The sequence below is a fragment of the Mycobacterium fragae genome (assembly GCF_002102185.1).
Taxonomy (GTDB): domain Bacteria; phylum Actinomycetota; class Actinomycetes; order Mycobacteriales; family Mycobacteriaceae; genus Mycobacterium; species Mycobacterium fragae.
Genome location: NZ_LQOW01000005.1, coordinates 127,387 through 144,003, shown reverse-complemented (window position 1 = coordinate 144,003; position 16,617 = coordinate 127,387). Strand labels below are relative to the sequence as shown.

At 67.0% G+C, this 16,617-nt stretch carries 14 protein-coding genes; 8 read left to right on the top strand and 6 right to left on the bottom strand.

Annotated features, from left to right (window positions below; all coding sequences use genetic code 11):
• The first annotated feature begins 2 nt into the window (after nt 1–2).
• Entirely contained in the window at nt 3–392 is a 390-nt protein-coding gene (locus AWC06_RS03375; RefSeq protein WP_085194364.1) for a DUF1304 domain-containing protein, read from the top strand.
• Between the two features lie 98 nt (nt 393–490).
• Nucleotides 491–1,144: a hypothetical protein gene (locus AWC06_RS03370; protein WP_139819890.1), complete on the top strand. Its 654-nt coding sequence runs from the start codon at nt 491–493 to the stop codon at nt 1,142–1,144.
• Nucleotides 1,145–1,162: 18 nt separating this feature from the next.
• Here AWC06_RS03370 and car read toward each other — a convergent pair whose 3' ends face one another.
• The 5 genes from car to AWC06_RS03345 form a co-directional block, all read right to left on the bottom strand.
• On the bottom strand, nt 1,163–4,657 hold the full coding sequence (gene car, locus AWC06_RS03365) for a carboxylic acid reductase (protein WP_085194362.1): 3,495 nt from the start codon (nt 4,655–4,657) through the stop codon (nt 1,163–1,165).
• A 138-nt stretch (nt 4,658–4,795) separates the two neighbouring features.
• Nucleotides 4,796–6,136, bottom strand: coding sequence for a 4-aminobutyrate--2-oxoglutarate transaminase (gene gabT / locus AWC06_RS03360; protein WP_085194360.1), 1,341 nt, complete (start codon nt 6,134–6,136; stop codon nt 4,796–4,798).
• Between the two features lie 56 nt (nt 6,137–6,192).
• The gene (locus AWC06_RS03355; protein ID WP_139819889.1) at nt 6,193–6,438 is read right to left on the bottom strand and encodes a hypothetical protein; all 246 of its coding nucleotides are present in this window, start codon (nt 6,436–6,438) and stop codon (nt 6,193–6,195) included.
• Nucleotides 6,435–7,112, bottom strand: a complete 678-nt coding sequence (locus AWC06_RS03350) for a nitroreductase family protein (RefSeq protein ID WP_085194358.1) — start codon at nt 7,110–7,112, stop codon at nt 6,435–6,437. The genes AWC06_RS03355 and AWC06_RS03350 overlap by 4 nt, the downstream gene beginning before the upstream one ends.
• 3 nt (nt 7,113–7,115) lie before the next feature.
• The gene (locus tag AWC06_RS03345; RefSeq protein WP_139819888.1) at nt 7,116–8,288 is read right to left on the bottom strand and encodes an amidohydrolase family protein; all 1,173 of its coding nucleotides are present in this window, start codon (nt 8,286–8,288) and stop codon (nt 7,116–7,118) included.
• A gap of 52 nt (nt 8,289–8,340) precedes the next feature.
• On the opposite strand from AWC06_RS03345, the gene yajC reads away from it, so the two are divergent.
• The 6 genes from yajC to AWC06_RS03315 all read left to right on the top strand — a co-directional run bounded on the left by yajC (nt 8,341) and on the right by AWC06_RS03315 (nt 16,267).
• Nucleotides 8,341–8,670, top strand: a complete 330-nt coding sequence (gene yajC / locus AWC06_RS03340) for a preprotein translocase subunit YajC (RefSeq protein ID WP_085194354.1) — start codon at nt 8,341–8,343, stop codon at nt 8,668–8,670.
• Between the two features lie 68 nt (nt 8,671–8,738).
• On the top strand, nt 8,739–10,442 hold the full coding sequence (secD, locus tag AWC06_RS03335; RefSeq protein WP_085194351.1) for a protein translocase subunit SecD: 1,704 nt from the start codon (nt 8,739–8,741) through the stop codon (nt 10,440–10,442).
• Nucleotides 10,443–10,446: 4 nt separating this feature from the next.
• On the top strand, nt 10,447–11,709 hold the full coding sequence (secF, locus tag AWC06_RS03330; RefSeq protein WP_085194349.1) for a protein translocase subunit SecF: 1,263 nt from the start codon (nt 10,447–10,449) through the stop codon (nt 11,707–11,709).
• A gap of 4 nt (nt 11,710–11,713) precedes the next feature.
• Nucleotides 11,714–13,366 (top strand): ABC transporter substrate-binding protein, encoded by a 1,653-nt coding sequence (locus AWC06_RS03325; RefSeq protein ID WP_372458121.1) that lies wholly within the window; start codon nt 11,714–11,716, stop codon nt 13,364–13,366.
• Nucleotides 13,348–13,878 (top strand): adenine phosphoribosyltransferase, encoded by a 531-nt coding sequence (locus AWC06_RS03320; protein WP_085194347.1) that lies wholly within the window; start codon nt 13,348–13,350, stop codon nt 13,876–13,878. The genes AWC06_RS03325 and AWC06_RS03320 overlap by 19 nt, the downstream gene beginning before the upstream one ends.
• Before the next feature lie 31 nt (nt 13,879–13,909).
• Complete coding sequence (locus tag AWC06_RS03315) at nt 13,910–16,267, top strand: RelA/SpoT family protein (RefSeq protein WP_085194608.1); 2,358 nt, start codon at nt 13,910–13,912, stop codon at nt 16,265–16,267.
• On the opposite strand, the gene AWC06_RS03310 is transcribed toward AWC06_RS03315, so the two are convergent.
• A complete protein-coding gene (locus AWC06_RS03310) occupies nt 16,268–16,570 on the bottom strand; it encodes a hypothetical protein (protein WP_085194345.1) in 303 nt (100 codons plus the stop codon).
• Nucleotides 16,571–16,617 lie beyond the last annotated feature (47 nt).

The following is a 16,617-nucleotide window of genomic DNA, read 5'->3' as shown; positions in this document are numbered from 1 at the left end:
CGATGGTCACCGCCGGGTTGATATTCGCCGTGCTGGCTGCACTTTTGCACGTTTACATATTCACGATGGAGTCGCTGACCTGGAGCAGCCCGCGCACCCGCGCGACATTCGGCACCACGCCCGAGGAAGCCGAGACCACCAAGCTGCTCGCATTCAACCAGGGCTTCTACAACTTGTTCCTGGCGATCATCACCGCCATCGGAGTCATCGCGGTTGCCTTGGGGCACAACGGCATTGGAGCTGCGCTTGTTTTCGCTGGGGTCGGATCGATGGCGTCGGCCGCGGTCGTGCTGCTGGCATCGTCACCCGATAAGGCCCGGGCCGCGATAACCCAGGGAATCTTTCCGTTAATCGCCATCGTGCTGCTGGTGATCGGGCTGGTCACCGACTAGCGTGACATTGCGCTGGCGCGACGGTTATATCGCCAGCGGGTTTGGGTACTCAGCACGCACTTGACACCACCGGTGTCCACTGTTTGAGGAGACTCTCGATGAATCACTCGCGGTCAGGTTTCGGCAGCCTGCACATGCCGCGCAGCCGCGGAGCGGTAAGCGGATTGCTCCTGCTGATCCTCGGTATTTGGGGGGCATTGGCCCCATTTGTCGGGCCGTATTTCAATTTCGCGTACACCCCGGACCGCGCATGGGCGTGGACTGCTGCGCGTGGCTGGCTGGAGGTGTTCCCGGGCGCCACCGCCGCGCTGGGCGGTCTGTTGCTGATGGTGTCGGGAAACCGCGCCACCGCGATGTTCGGCGGCTGGTTGGCGGCCTTCGCCGGTGCCTGGTTCGTTGTCGGTCGCGCATTCGCATCGACATTGCGGATCGGCGACGTCGGCCACCCGGTCGGGGCGACCGACCTCAAGCGGGCTGTGCTCGAGGTCTGCTACTTCACCGGGCTGGGTGCGCTCATCGTGTTCCTGGCCGGAGCGGTCTTGGCGCGCCTCTCGGTCCGGATGGCACGCGACGTGGAACTGGCACCCGCGCCCGAGCCCGAGGTGGCGGCGGCGGATGCGTCAGGGCCCTTCTCGGCGCCGGAAGTGTCGCCCAATGCGATGACGCAGGTCGGGCAACCGGCCTCGGTCGAGTCGCACCGGCGCGAGCGCCGGAGCCTCTTCCGTCGGCGCCGCGAGAGCGCGAACCGGTAGCTCAGCTGGAACTGCTCGTCAGAGCAAGCCCAGCAGTCGCAGATCGCTGACGTACTTGGCGATGATCGCCGGTGTGATGTGCGGAATGTCTTTGTCCGGGCCAACTTTCGCGTCCTGGACGGCCGCACGGAACCGGTCGGTCGGTGCCAACGACCCGTTGATCGGCGTTGTGGGCTTCTGGTAGTTGTGCAACAGCGGCAGTAGCGAAGCGTTGCGCTGCTTTTCCGGCAGGGCCCGCAGGCTGGTCTCGAAGCGCGGCAGCCAGTCACCGTAGTCATCGATGCGTTGGATCGAGCAGCCGGCCCCGACCAGCCAGTCGACGAACTCGTCCATCCCGATGCCGTCGTCGTACGGGTTCATCACGTGGTAGGTCTGGAAGCCGCCGACGTCCTCAAGGCTCTGCGCCCCCAACGTGGAGATGGCCTCGGCGATGAACTCGACCGGCAGGCCGTCGTAGTGGGCGCGTTGCCAATGGCCGTCCGCGTCCAGCTCGTAGAACGAGCCGGGCGCGATGCCGGTGGCCACCAGGCTCAGCATCATCCGGGTGAACATGTCGGGGACATTGAGCTGACCGGCATAGCTGGTATCGGCCAGGATCATGTCGCAGCGGAACACCGCGACCGGCAGCCCGCACAGGTCGTTGGCCTCGCGCAGGAGCACCTCGCCGGCCCACTTGCTGTTGCCGTAGCCGTTGGCGTAGCTGTCGTCGATCCGCCGGGTCGGGCTGATCGTGCGGATGTCGGCGTCCTCGGTGAACTTGCCGGGTTCGATCTGATCACCCACCCCGATCGTCGATACGTAGGTGTAGGGCTTCTGCTTGGTTGTCAGCGCGATGCGGATCAGCTCCGCAGTGCCCAGCGCGTTGGGTCCGAACAGCTCGCTGTAGGGCAGCACGTGGTTGACCAGGGCCGCGGGGTCGACGATCAAATCGACCGTGTCGGCCAGCCGCTGCCATGTCGCCTGGTCCAGGCCGAGGTTGGCCTCGCCCTTGTCGCCGGCGATGACCTCCAGGTGGTCGGCGGCCAGATCCCGGTAATGCGCAAGCAGCTTCGGGTCGCCGCTGTCGAAGGTCTTGTCCAGCCGGGCCCGCGCATCCTCGTCGGACTTGGCCCGCACCAGGGCGATCACCTTGCCGTCGACGAGGTCCATCCGCTCCAGCCACTCCAGGGCCAGGTAGCGGCCCAAAAACCCGGTCGCTCCGGTCAACAGGACGGTCCGCACCTCGGGACTGGGCTGCGGCAGCTCGGGTGCCGCGGCCAGCGTGGCGGCGTCGATGAACTTGTCCAGTGTGAGATCACTGGCGTGCACCTCGGTCGCATCCCGACCGTGCACACCGGCGAAGGTCGGCCGCTTGGCGCCGTTACGCTGCGCCTCGATGTAGTCGGCGATGACTTGCAGGTCGCCGGCCGGGCTGACGATCACACCCACCGGCACGTCGATGTCGAAGATCTCATGCAGCAGGTTGCCGAATGTCAACGCGGACAACGAGTCTCCACCCAAGTCGGTGAAGTGCGCATCCGGTGACAAGTCGCTGCTGGCTGTGCCCAGCAATGCGGCGGCGGCGCGGCTGACGGTGTCCAGCACCGGTGCGTCGGCACCCCTTTCGCGCAAGCTACGAAGCTCGTTGGCCTGGCCCTCAGCCAGCTCCGCATACAGCTGTTCCAGCCGCTCGCCGTAATGCGCCTTGAGCTTGGGCCAGGCCAGCTTGCGGATGCCGGTGAGCAGACCGTTCTCCACCGTGAACGGTGTGGTCTCGATGATGAAGTCGCGCGGCACCTCGTAGGACTGCAGACCGGCCTCTTTGGCCACGTTCTGCAGCGACTCCGCGATCGCTGCCTTCGACGCGTTCTCTTCGGTCGGCACGACGACCGCCAACAGATATGGGTGAGCGCTGTTGCCGTAGACATAGATCTGGCGCACCAGCGGGCTGTTGCCAAACACCGCCTCCAACTTGGCGAGCGTGACGAACTCGCCCTGGGCGAGCTTGAGCACGTTGTTGCGCCGATCCACATACACCAGCCGGTCAGGTCCGACCTCGGCGACAACGTCGCCGGTGTGGTAGTAGCCGTCGGAGTCGATCACCTCGGCGGTGATCTGCGGCCGCTTGTAGTAGCCGGGGAACATGTTCTCGGTCTTGAGCAGCAACTCGCCGCGCGGATACGGGCGGTCGGTGGCGAAGTAGCCGAGATCCGGCACGTCGACCAGCTTGTAGTCGATAACGGGTGGGCGTTGGATTTCACCGTCGAACAAAACCATTCCGGCCTCGGTGGACCCGTAGCCGTCCAGCAGGTGCATCTCGAGCAGGGACTCCACCCAGCTCTTCAACTCCGGGGAGGTGGGTGCTGAGCCCGTCATCGCGAAGATGAAGCGCCCGCCCAGCAGGTACTCGCGCAGCTCGGCCAAAACCTCGGCTTCGGCCGCGGATCGTTCCGCGCCCTCGGTGCATCGCCGATCCACCCGGCGCTGGAATTCGCCGAACAGGGTCTCCCAGATGCGCGGCACGAAGTTCAACTCCGTGGGGCGCACCAGCTCGAGGTCTTCCAGCAGCGTCGAAAGGTCGCTCTTGGCCGCGAAGTAAGCGGTGCCGCCGTTGCCGAGCGTGCCGTAGAGGATGCCGCGTCCCATGACGTGGCTCATAGGCATGAAGTTCAAGGTGATCGAGGCGATGCTCTCGCCGAACCAGTTCCTGCTCGACCGTCGCCACATCTTGCCGACATTGCGCTGCGGGTACATGGCACCCTTCGGTGCGCCGGTGCTGCCGGAGGTGTAGATCAGCAAGCCCAGGGGGTCATTACCGTCGTCGGGCACGGTGAGCGACGTGGCAGGCAGGCTCTTGCCTTGCTCGAGGAGATCGGCCAGCGTCTCGACTGCCACTGCGGTGCCCGCCAACCGCGCCCGGGCGGTTTCCACCGCCTCGCGCTGGTCGTCGACCTCAGGGTGGTAGTCGAACACCACGAGCTTGGCGGGTTGATGGCCGCTCACGATCAGCTCGACGGCGTCGGGGAGCTGGTTGACGCTCGCGGCAAACACAGCCGGCTCGGTCTCGGTCACGATCGGCTGCAGCTGGGTGATCGCCGCGCTGGTCTGCAGCGGAACCGCCACCGCGCCGATCTGGCCCAATGCCACGTCGATGGTGGTGAAATCGACGCTGGTGAAGCCCAGCACGCAAACCCGGTCGCCGGGCTGCACCGAGTCATTGCTCAGCGCGCGGGCCAGCGCGGCGGCGCGCTCGCCCAGCTCGCGGTAGGTGATGGTCTCGAAGCGGGGGAGCAGCTCCACCGAGGTGCGTCCGGTCTGTGGGTCCTTGACGAACTCCACGGCGCGCTGGCCCAGGGCCGGCCGGTCGGCATAACCCTCCAGCACGGTCTGGATGATCTGGGGCAGCCGCAGTCCGGGCTGCTCGAGTGCTGCGGCGACGGCCGGGTCGGGCCGGGCGGCGGCGAACTGCGGGTCAGTGGCGGACAATTCGGCAATGCGACGTTCCAGGCGTTCTTCACGGGTATCCATCGGCATAACGAAACCTTCTGAGTAAGTCGCGGGAGAAAAATCGGCCGGCGCCACGCTGCGCCTGGCATTTACTACGTTAGCGAAGCTAATGATATTCCCCGCTGGGGGCGCGCTGTCAACAAATGTGAGCTGTTGTACAGCGGGCTAGAGCTCGGCGAGCAGTTCGGCCAAGACGTCGAGACCCTCGGTCAGCAGCTCGTCGCTGATCGTCAGCGGCGGCAGCAGGCGCACGACGTTGACGAAGGTTCCGGCCGTCAACACGATGACGCCGGCGGCGTGCGCGGCGACGACCCAGGCGCTGGTCAGCTCGGCGTCGGGTTCGGCGGTGTCGGGGTTTACCAGCTCGACGGCGATCATCGCGCCGCGGCCGCGCACGTCGCCGATCCGCTTGTCGGCGGCTTGCAATGCCAGCAGTCGGTCCTTGATCAGCCGTTCCATTTGCTGTGCTCGCTCGACGAGCCCGTCGGCCTCGATGGTTTCGAAGGTGGCAAGCGCCGCCGCGCAGGCGACCGGGTTGCCGCCGAACGTGCCGCCGACGCCGCTGGGGTGGGGGGCGTCCATGATCTCGGCCCGGCCGGTGACCGCCGAGAGCGGCAGCCCGTCGGCGATGGCCTTGGCGGTACAGATGAGGTCGGGTTCGATGCCCTCGTGTTCGCAGGCGAACATCGCCCCGGTTCGCGCAAACCCGGTCTGCACTTCGTCGGCGACGAAGACGACGTCGTGCTGCCGGCACCACTCCAGCAGCGTCGGCAGGAACCCCTCCGCCGGGACGATGAAGCCGCCTTCGCCCTGGATGGGCTCGATGACCACGGCGGCCAGATTGTCGGCGCCGACCTGTTTGTTGATGACGTCGATGGCCCGCCGGGCCGCAAGTTCGCCGTCGGTGGCCAGTTCCTTGTCGAGCAGCCCGTCGCGGAACGGGTAGGACAGCGGCGCCCGATAGATCTCCGGCGCGAACGGGCCGAAGCCGCTTTTGTACGGCATCGACTTGGCGGTCAGTGCCATGGCCAGGTTGGTGCGGCCGTGATAGGCGTGGTCGAACGCCACCACCGCGGGTTTGTGGGTGTACGAGCGCGCGATCTTGATGGCGTTCTCAATGGCCTCGGCGCCGGAGTTGAAAAGTACCGAGCGCTTTTCGCCGGAGCCGGGGGTCAGCCGGTTGAGCTGCTCGGCGACCGCGACGTAGCCCTCGTACGGCGTCACCATAAAGCAGGTGTGGGTGAACTCGGCGACCTGGGCGCGCACCGCCTCGACGACCCGCGGCGCAGCGTTGCCGATGGTGGTGACGGCGATGCCGGAACCCAGGTCGATGAGCCGGTTGCCGTCGACGTCCTCGACGATTCCGCCGGCGGCGCGCGCAGCGAACACCGGCATGGTGTTCCCGACGCCACGGGACACCGCCGCGGCCCGGCGCTTGGTCAGCTCCAGCGACGCCGGGCCGGGGATTTCGGTGACGAGGTGGCGGCTCTGTTCGACGGCGGGCACTCCCGCAGCCTATCCGGGCCTTCTTATTCGGCGGTACCGCCGACGGCTGTCGCGGTTCAGGCTTGGCCGAGTGGCTTGCACACGTTGTCGCCCGGCTTCCAATACTGGCCTTCCGGGCAGTTCAGCGGCTGTGGCCCTTCGCCAAGTGGCCGGCACACGTTCGCCGTCGGATCCCACCACTGGCCGGGTTCGCAGTTGAGCGGTTCCGCCGAGCTCACGGCTGGCGTCGCGACCGCCACGACCGCCGCCGCAGCCGCCGGCAACACCACCACGGCCGTCATCCGTCCAATAAGGTTTCTCATGCAGGTGAGCTTAGCGTCGGCCCGTCGATCGAGTCGACCGTAGCAAAGGAGCTGACCGGTGCGCGGCGGAGCCGGCGCGGCTGACGCACTGGATATCCCAACGCGATCACCGCCGCCAGCGCCATCGTGTCGGGAGCGCCGAGCAGCGACTTAACCTGCGGCTCTTCGCGAATCGCGATGGTAGTAATGACGCCGCCAAGGCCCTCCTCACGAGCGGCGAGCAGGATGCTCCATGCGAACGGATAGATCGAGGCGCCGCCGGCAAACGTATATCGGTCGGCGTCGCGGTCCACCGCGGCGAGCAACGACAGGTCGGCGAACAACGCGAGCAGAACCGGGGCCTGGTCGAATCGTTCGGCGAATCCGCCTGGCGCCGAAGGGTTTTCGGCGGCCAAGGCACGGGCCTCGGCTTCCCGGTCGTTGGTCGGCGCCCAGGGCCGCAGTCCGGCGACGCTCAAAGCCAGGTAGTCCCGGGAACCCGTTAGGTACAGATCCTTCAGCCGGCGTCGCCGCTCGGGGTCCTTGAGCACCACGACGCGCCACGCCTGCGCATTGGCGCCGCTGGGCGCGAACCGTGCGGTGTCGAGCACCCGGGCCACCGTGGCGTCGTCGACGGGCTGGTCGGTGTAGTCGCGGATCGCTGCGGTGGTGCGCAATGCCTCGTTGAGCTCCATCGCTCAATGATGAAGCAGCGCGTCGACGTTGGTGTGGAAGAGGCCGGGCATCTGAGGCTCCTGACAGCCCATCCGCTGGTAGTCGTCGAGCGGCGTCAGCGTCCCCTCGGAGTGCGGGTAGTCGCTGCAGAACATGAATACGTCGCCGGTCGCCTCGGTCAGCCGCTTGGGGTCCTCGTAGGAGAAGGAGGACACCCGGACGTGGTCGAGGAAGTACTCGCTGGGCCTGCGGGACAGCTTCGCCACCGGCTTCCCGTTGAGCCGGGTGGTGAAGTCGGACGCGCCGTCCAGCATCAGTAAGAACTGCGGCACCCACGCAGAGCTGAGCTCGACGACGCCGAAGCGCAGGCCCGGATGACGATCGAAGACGCCGTGCAGGATCAGGTCGGTCAGCGCCAACGCCGGAGGAACCCACAGAAACACCGCCTCGGTGGCGGGCACCAGATCCTCCGGGTCGTCGGGATACCAGCAGTCGTCGAAGACCCGCACCTGGTCGGCGACGTGAAAGACCGGGGTGATGGCGTGGTCGACGAAGGCCGACCAGATCCGGTCGTGGTCTGGATGCGACAACGGGCGGTCATCCACCGGGCCGGCGCCGATCATGGCCAGCCTGACACCGCCGCGCGCGAGCGTCTCCAACTCGGCCTCGAGCCAGTCGGGGTCGCGCAGCGTGAGATGTGCGACCGGATGCAGCCGCCCTCTGCCCTCGCCAGCTACCACCGCACACCACCGGTTCCACGCCCGCATGTTCGCGGTCACGGCGGGAAGCGACGACGAAAGCCGGCGCTCCCAGAGCAGGCCGTAATTGGGGAACACGACCGCTTCGTCGAGACCGGCGTCGTCGAGCCATTGCACCCGCGACGCGGGCAACCAGTAGGGCTCGGGCAGCGCGTCGTCGTAGCGATAGGAGGACGGCTGGCCGGCCCGTTGGCGCTTGCGGTGCTCCCCGCAGGACGCGGTGTCACCGGGAAGGTGCACGTCGGCCAGGGCGAGATGGGTGCCGCGCCAGCTCAGCCAGGTGTAGCCGAGCTCGTCGTCGACCAGGCTCAGCGCGTCATGGCGCGCCGCGGGGTCGATATAGTCGGCCCACATCGAGCGGCTCTCGTAGAGGTGCTGGTCGGAGTCAATGACGCGGGCCACGTGCCCGTTGTCCCACTTGTCGTGTCGGTACGTCAAGGCGTAATGGCACACTGGTGACTTGTAAAGACCAACAGGAAAGATTTTTGCCGTGAACCAACTGGTTGTCTTCTTGCCGCTGCTCATCGTGTTGGGCGCATTCATGTTCTTCGCATCGCGGCGCCAGCGGCGCGCCATGCAAGCCACCATCGACCTGCACGAGTCGCTGCAAATCGGCGACCGGGTGCACACCACCTCGGGGCTGCAGGCGACCGTCACCGGCATCACCGACGACACGGTGGACCTCGAGATCTCCCCGGGCGTGGTGACCACCTGGATGAAGCTGGCGATCAGGGACCGCATCGAGCCGGAGGCTCCCGAGGTTGAGGAGACCCACGCCGTCGAGCTCACCGCCGACCCGGAGCGACTGCCCAAAGACTGAGGTGAGCTGACCGGCACGTAACCTTTGCGGGTGCAGTCGTAAATCGGCAAGCGAGGAGACTCAACAACGTGGCATCGCCTAAGGCGCCGGTGCATCCTGCCCGTTACCTGACGGTGTTCCTGATCCTGCTCATCGGGGTCTACCTCCTGGTCTTCCTCACCGGTAACAAGCGCGCCGCGCCCAAGCTCGGCATCGACCTGCAGGGCGGCACCCGGGTCACGCTGACCGCACGGACCCCGGACGGCTCCCGGCCGACACGGGAAGCGCTGTCCCAGGCGCAGCAGATCATCAGCGCCCGGGTCAACGGGCTGGGTGTCTCGGGTTCTGAAGTGATCGTCGACGGAGACAACCTGGTCATCACGGTGCCGGGCAGCAACGGCAACGAGGCGCGCAACCTGGGCCAGACCGCGCGGCTTTACATCCGGCCGGTGATCACGTCGCTGCCCGCGGAGGCCGCTCCGCCGCCACGCAATCCAAACCCTGCTCCCGGTGGTCAGCCGCCCGCCCCAGCGCCGGCACCGGCCGAAGAGCCGACACCCGCACCTCAGCCGCGGCCGTACCCGCAAGAGCCGCCGCCGTCGCCGGCCCCGACGCCTGCACCGCCGCGGCCCGCGGCACCGGCACCCGTGCAGCCCGGGCCACCGGATCCCCGCAAGGACCTCGCCGACCGCATCGCCAAGGAGAAGGAGTGGCGGCAAAGCACCAACGAGAATCTGCAGTTCTGGGCGTTGAGATATGAAGCCATCCACTGCGGCGACAAGGACATCCTGGCCGGCAACGACGACCCCAAGCTGCCACTGATCACCTGCTCAACCGACCACAAGACCGCCTATCTGCTGGCGCCGTCCATCATCAGCGGCGACCAGATCCAAAACGCCAGCTCGGGGCTGGACCAGCGCAGTGGCGGCTACGTCGTCGACCTCCAGTTCAAGAGCGCGGCCGCCAACACCTGGGCAGACTTCACCGCCGCCCACGTCGGCACCCAGACCGCGTTCACGTTGGACTCGGAGGTGGTGAGCGCACCGCAGATCCGCGAGGCGATCCCGGGCGGCCGGACCCAGATCACCGGCGGCGATCCGCCGTTCAACGCTGAGACGGCACGCCAGCTCGCCAACGTCCTCAAGTACGGCTCGCTGCCGTTGTCGTTCGAGTCCTCGGAAGCCGAAACCGTCTCGGCGACACTGGGTTTGACGTCCCTGCGGGCCGGTCTGATTGCCGGCGCCATCGGTTTGGCGCTGGTGCTGGTGTACTCGCTGCTGTATTACCGCGTGCTGGGATTGCTGACCGCGTTGTCGTTGGTGGCTTCCGGCGCAATGGTTTTCGCGATCCTGGTGCTGCTCGGCCGATATATCAACTACACCTTGGACTTGGCCGGCATCGCGGGTCTGATCATCGGTATCGGTACCACCGCCGACTCGTTCGTCGTGTTCTTCGAACGCATCAAAGACGAGATCCGCGAAGGCCGTTCGTTCCGGTCCGCGGTTCCACGCGGCTGGACGCGGGCCCGCAAGACGATCGTGTCGGGTAACGCGGTGACGTTCTTGGCCGCTGCCGTGCTGTACTTCCTGGCGATCGGCCAGGTGAAGGGCTTCGCCTTCACTCTGGGCCTCACCACGATCCTCGACATCGTCGTGGTGTTCCTGGTGACCTGGCCGCTGGTGTACCAGGCGTCCAAGTCCGCGACGCTGGCCAAACCGGCATACAACGGCCTGGGAGCGGTCCAGCAGGTAGCACGTGAACGTTACGCTGCAGCCCATCCGGGACGGGGATAGCGAAATGTCCTCCAAAGCAACCGAAGCCGTTGAGATCACCGCGTCCGACGCCGCCGTCGCCGACGATGCCGGCGCCACGCTGCCGCACCACAGTTTCCTGTCGCGCCTCTACACCGGCACCGGCGCATTCGAAGTCGTCGGGCGCCGCCGGATGTGGTACGCGATCAGCGGAGCGATCGTGGCGATCGCGATCGCCAGCATCGTGTTGCGCGGGTTCACCTTCGGCATCGACTTCGCCGGCGGCACCAAGGTGTCGATGCCTGTCTCGGCCGCGACGGGCACCGTCCAGGTCAGCCAGGTAGAAGACGTCTTCAGGAAAACCATCGGTGTCGACGCCGAGTCGGTTGTGATCGTCGGCAAAGGCTCCTCGGCGACCGTGCAGATCCGCTCGGAAACGCTGTCCAACGACCAGACGGCGAAGCTGAAAACCGCGCTGTTCGACCGTTTCCAGCCCAAGGGCCCGGACGGGAAGCCCAGTAAGCAGGCCATCAGCGATTCGGCGGTGTCGGAGACCTGGGGCGGTCAGATCACCAAGAAGGCGGTGATCGCGCTGGTGGTATTCCTGGTGCTGGTCTCCGTCTACATCACCGCCCGCTACGAGCGCTACATGGCGATCTCGGCACTGGCCGCGATGTTCTTCGACGTGAGCGTCACCGCTGGGATCTATTCGCTGGTCGGCTTCGAGGTCACCCCGGCCACGGTCATCGGGCTGCTGACCATTCTCGGGTTCTCCATCTACGACACCGTCATCGTGTTCGACAAGGTCGAGGAGAACACCCAAGGCTTCCAGCACAAACCCCGGCGCACCTTCGCCGAGCAGGCCAACCTGGCGGTCAACCAGACGTTCATGCGCTCGATAAACACCAGCCTCATCTCGGTGCTGCCGGTGATCGCGCTGCTGGTGGTGGCGGTGTGGCTGTTGGGTGTGGGCACGCTGAAGGACCTGGCGCTGGTGCAGTTGGTGGGCATCATCGTCGGCACCTATTCGTCGATCTTCTTCGCCACACCGTTGCTGGTCAGCCTGCGCGAGCGCACCGAGCTGGTGCGCACACACACCCAGCGGGTGCTCCGGCGCCGCAACGCGGGCGTCGAGCGGACCGGGCAAAGCGCCTCGCGCACCGAGTCGGCCAACGACGAGCCGCAGGAGCAAAACGGTGCGACCGTCGCGGCCAGTGCGGCGCCGAGCAAGCCGGCCCCTGGCGCGCGGCCGGTGCGTCCCACCGGTAGCCGCCGTTCCCGTCCGACTGGCAAGCGAAACAAGCGGTAGCCCGGTGGCTGCCTGGCGTCGGCGTGTGGCCGTCAGCTGCCTGGTGGCAACGCTGGCGGCGGTCGGGCCGTCGATGCTGGCCGGTTGTTCCGGAACGGCTGCGGGGCAGATCGACTACGTCGTCGACGGCGTGCTGGTCACCTACAACGCCAATACCGTCACCGGTGCCGCGTCGGCCGCGGCGCAGGCTTTCGCGCGCACGCTGACCGGGTTCGGCTACCACGGACCCGACGGTCAGGTCGTCGCCGACCATGACTTCGGCACCATCTCGGTGGTCGGCGGTGCGCCGTTGGTGCTCGACTACCAGATCGCCGATAACGCCGTCTACTCCGACGGCAAACCGATCACCTGCGACGATCTGGTGCTGGCGTGGGCGGCCCAAGCAGGCCGATTCCCGGGTTTCAACGGCGCCAGCCAGGCCGGCTTCGTCGACATCGCCGCCATCGACTGTCAACCGGGACAGAAGAAAGCGCGGGTGTCATTCGCGCCGGACCGCACCGTCGTCGACTACACGCAGCTTTTCACCGCGACCCAGATCATGCCCTCGCACGTCATCGCCGACGAACTCGGTGTCGATGTGACCACCGCGCTGCTCAGCAACAACGCGCCGGTCATCGCACGCATCGCCCAGCTGTGGAACACGACGTGGGATCTCAAGCCGGGCCTGGATACCAAGCATTTCCCGTCGTCGGGGCCGTACAAAATCGAGTCGGTGATGGACGGCGGTGCGGTGGTCCTGGTCGCGAATGACCGTTGGTGGGGCGCCAAGCCGATGACCAAGCGGATCACGGTCTGGCCGCAGAAAGCCGACATCCAGGATCGGGTCAACGACCAGAGCGCCGACATCGTCGACGTCGCGGTCGGGTCGTCCGGGTCGCTGGCCACCCCGGACAACTACCGCCGCACCGACTCGGCGTCCGACGGCATCGAGCAGCTGATCTTCGCCCCGCGTGGCCGCTTCGCCGACAGCCTCGTACGCCGCGCGGTTGCCTCGTGCACACCGCGTGACGTCATCGCGCGCGATGCCGGGTCGCCGATCGCCAACGCGCGGCTGCATACCGCCGCCGAAGACGCCATCGCGCGGGCCGAAAACGTCCCGGAGGCGGGCCAATTCGTCAAGTCGAATCCCGATGCCGCGCGCGCCGCGTTGGGAGGGGCGCCGCTGACCGTGCGGGTCGGCTATCGGGCGCCCAACGCGCGCCTGGCCGCCATCGTCGGCGCGATCGCCAAGGCGTGCGCCCCGGCCGGTATCAAGATTTCCGACGTCACCTCGGACTCCACCGGCCCGCAGACGCTCAAAGACGGCCACATCGACGTGCTGTTGGCCAGCACCGGCGGCGCTACCGGCAGCGGATCCACCGGGTCGTCGGCGCTGGACGCGTACGCCCTGCACACCGGTAACGGCAACAACCTGCCCGGCTACAGCAACGGCCAGATCGACGGAATCATCAGCGCTCTGGCGGTGTCCACCGACCCGGCCGAGCAGGTCCGGCTGCTGACCGAGAGCGCGCCGGTGCTGTGGAAGGACATGCCGACGTTGCCGCTCTACCGCCAGCAGCGCTCGCTCTTGGCGTCAAAGAAGATGTATGCGGTCAGCAGCAACCCCACCCGCTGGGGCGCGGGCTGGAACATGGACCGATGGGTCCTGGTGCGGTGACTGACCTCATCGTGTCGCTGACCCGCACCGTCGCCGACTTCCCTGTTCCAGGTGTCCAGTTCGAGGACCTGACCCCGGTCTTCGCCGACCCCGGGGGGCTGGCCGCGGTGACCGAGGCGCTGGCCGGCATCGCGTCGGGCGCTGACTTGATTGCAGGTATTGACGCCCGCGGATTCCTTGTGGGCGGCGCCGTGGCGCTTCGGTTAGGAACCGGGATGCTCGCCATCCGCAAGGCGGGCAAGCTGCCGCCGCCGGTGCATGCCGAGCAATATGACCTCGAGTACGGCGCCGCCAGTCTGGAGATCCCCGCGGAGGGCATCGAGTTGGCCGGCCGCAGCGTGGTGATCGTCGACGACGTTCTGGCCACCGGCGGCACAGTGGCCGCGGCGCGGCGGCTGCTCGAGCATTGCGGCGCCACCGTGACTATGGCCGCGGTGGTGCTCGAGTTGACCGCGCTGGGCGGTCGCGGAGTCGTCGCCCCGCTTCAGGTCCACAGCTTGCGCCGCATTTGAGCGATATCCTGGGGACTCGGAGGTGACGAACGTGGCGGACGATCAGCGCACGGCCCTGCAGCCAGCCACCGAGCCGCTGCCCGTCCCCGATGCGCTGCCCGCTGAGACTCGGGTCGGACTGAAGACCTCCACAAGTGCGTCGCGACGGGTCCGGGCCCGGTTGGCGCGGCGGATGACCGCGCAGCGCAGCACGGTCAGCCCGGTGCTCGAGCCGCTGGTGGCAGTGCACCGCGAGATCCACCCGAAAGCCGACCTGTCGCTGTTGCAGCGCGCCTACGAGGTCGCCGAGCAGCGGCACGCCGACCAGATGCGGCACTCCGGGGATCCGTACATCACCCATCCGCTGGCCGTCGCCAACATCCTCGCCGAGCTCGGCATGGACACCACCACGCTGGTCGCCGCCCTGCTCCACGACACCGTCGAAGACACCGGATACACGCTGGAGCAGCTGTCCGAGGAATTCGGCGAGGAGGTCGGTCATCTCGTCGACGGGGTGACCAAGCTGGACCGGGTGGTGCTGGGCAGCGCCGCCGAGGGCGAGACCATCCGCAAGATGATCACCGCGATGGCGCGCGATCCGCGGGTGCTGGTGATCAAGGTGGCCGACCGGCTACACAACATGCGGACCATGCGCTTCCTGCCGCCGGAGAAGCAGGCCCGCAAAGCCCGCGAAACGCTGGAAGTGATTGCGCCGCTTGCCCATCGGCTGGGAATGGCCACCGTCAAGTGGGAGCTCGAGGATCTATCGTTCGCGATCCTGCACCCCAAGAAGTACGAGGAGATCGTGCGGCTGGTGGCCGGTCGTGCGCCGTCGCGGGACACCTACCTGGCCAAGGTGCGCGCCGAGATCGTCGCCAACCTGACTGCGGCGAAGATCAATGCCGTGGTCGAGGGCCGTCCCAAGCACTACTGGTCGATCTATCAGAAGATGATCGTCAAGGGCCGCGACTTCGACGACATCCACGACCTGGTCGGCATCCGCATCCTGTGCGACGAGATCCGGGACTGTTATGCCGCTGTGGGCGTGGTGCATTCGCTGTGGCAGCCGATGGCCGGCCGGTTCAAGGACTACATCGCCCAGCCGCGATACGGGGTATACCAGTCGTTGCACACCACCGTCGTCGGCCCGGAAGGCAAACCACTGGAGGTGCAGATTCGCACCCGCAACATGCACCGCACGGCGGAATACGGCATCGCGGCGCACTGGCGCTACAAGGAAGCCAAGGGCCGCAACGGAGTTCCGCACCCCCACGCGGCCGCCGAGATCGACGACATGGCCTGGATGCGCCAACTGCTCGACTGGCAGCGTGAGGCCGCCGATCCCGGCGAGTTCTTGGAGTCGTTGCGCTATGACCTTGCGGTCAAAGAGATCTTCGTGTTCACCCCGAAGGGTGACGTGATCACGCTGCCCACCGGGTCGACGCCGGTGGACTTCGCCTACGCGGTACACACCGAGGTCGGCCATCGCTGCATCGGGGCCCGGGTGAACGGGCGACTGGTTGCGCTGGAGCGCAAGCTGGAAAACGGGGAAGTTGTGGAGGTTTTCACCTCCAAGGCGCCCAACGCCGGGCCGTCGCGGGACTGGCAGCAGTTCGTGGTGTCACCGCGCGCCAAGACCAAGATCCGCCAGTGGTTCGCCAAGGAACGTCGCGAGGAAGCGCTGGAATCCGGTAAAGAAGCGATGGCCCGCGAGGTGCGCCGCGGCGGACTTCCGTTGCAGCGCTTGGTCAATGGCGGGTCCATGGCAGCGGTGGCCAACGAACTGCACTACGCCGACGTGTCCGCGCTCTACACCGCGATCGGCGAGGGCCACGTCTCGGCCAAGCATGTCGTGCAGCGGCTGCTGGCCGAGCTCGGTGGTATCGAGCAGGCGGAAGAGGACCTTGCCGAACGGTCGACCCCCGCCACGATGCCGCGCCGCGCGCGCAGCACCGACGACGTCGGGGTGGCGGTGCCGGGCGCTCCGGGGGTCCTGACCAAGCTGGCCAAGTGCTGCACGCCGGTGCCCGGCGACCAGATCATGGGATTCGTCACCCGCGGCGGCGGGGTCAGCGTGCACCGCACCGACTGCACCAACGCCGCGTCTCTGCAGCAGCAGGCCGAACGCATCATCGAGGTGCGTTGGGCGCCGTCGGCGTCGTCGGTGTTCCTGGTGGCGATTCAGGTCGAGGCGCTCGACCGGCACCGGCTGTTGTCGGATATCACCCGGGCGCTGGCGGACGAAAAGGTCAACATCCTGTCGGCATCGGTGACCACCTCGAACGACCGGGTGGCCGTCAGCCGGTTCACCTTCGAGATGGGCGATCCGAAGCATCTGGGGCACCTGCTCGACGTGGTGCGCAGTGTCGAGGGCGTCTACGACGTCTACCGGGTGACGTCGGCGGCCTAGCTATCGGCGGTAGCAGTGCTGCCCGAACATTCCCGCTGACGTGCAAACCAGCTGCGGGCCGGATTGTTGACTCGGCGCATTGGCCGCGTCAGGCACCGGCGCCGGGCAAGGTTGTGTCGGGCCGGCCACGCACGGCGGGCTGTCCGCGCGGGCTTGTCCCAGCAGGTCGGCACTGCCGACGGTGCCGATGATCGCCAGCGCACCGACGCCGGCTATCGCCGCCCGTTGCGCGAGTTGCAGCACGACCGATCTCTCGTGTGGCCGCCGCCGGCCAGGGGCCTGAATGTTTTCGTGTACCGACATGGGCTTCTCCCGCGCGGTCGCAACTTCGGCAATAGACTTTGGGCTAT

What these genes read in the sequence shown, in the direction of transcription:
- AWC06_RS03375 (WP_085194364.1), top strand. Translation starts at nt 3, where the DNA reads ATGGTCACCGCCGGGTTGATATTCGCCGTGCTGGCTGCACTTTTGCAC.
- AWC06_RS03350 (WP_085194358.1), bottom strand. Translation starts at nt 7,112, where the DNA reads ATGGAGCTCAACGAGGCATTGCGCACCACCGCAGCGATCCGCGACTAC.
- car (WP_085194362.1), bottom strand. Translation starts at nt 4,657, where the DNA reads ATGCCGATGGATACCCGTGAAGAACGCCTGGAACGTCGCATTGCCGAA.
- secF (WP_085194349.1), top strand. Translation starts at nt 10,447, where the DNA reads ATGTCCTCCAAAGCAACCGAAGCCGTTGAGATCACCGCGTCCGACGCC.
- AWC06_RS03370 (WP_139819890.1), top strand. Translation starts at nt 491, where the DNA reads ATGAATCACTCGCGGTCAGGTTTCGGCAGCCTGCACATGCCGCGCAGC.
- AWC06_RS03320 (WP_085194347.1), top strand. Translation starts at nt 13,348, where the DNA reads ATGGGTCCTGGTGCGGTGACTGACCTCATCGTGTCGCTGACCCGCACC.
- AWC06_RS03355 (WP_139819889.1), bottom strand. Translation starts at nt 6,438, where the DNA reads ATGAGAAACCTTATTGGACGGATGACGGCCGTGGTGGTGTTGCCGGCG.
- AWC06_RS03310 (WP_085194345.1), bottom strand. Translation starts at nt 16,570, where the DNA reads ATGTCGGTACACGAAAACATTCAGGCCCCTGGCCGGCGGCGGCCACAC.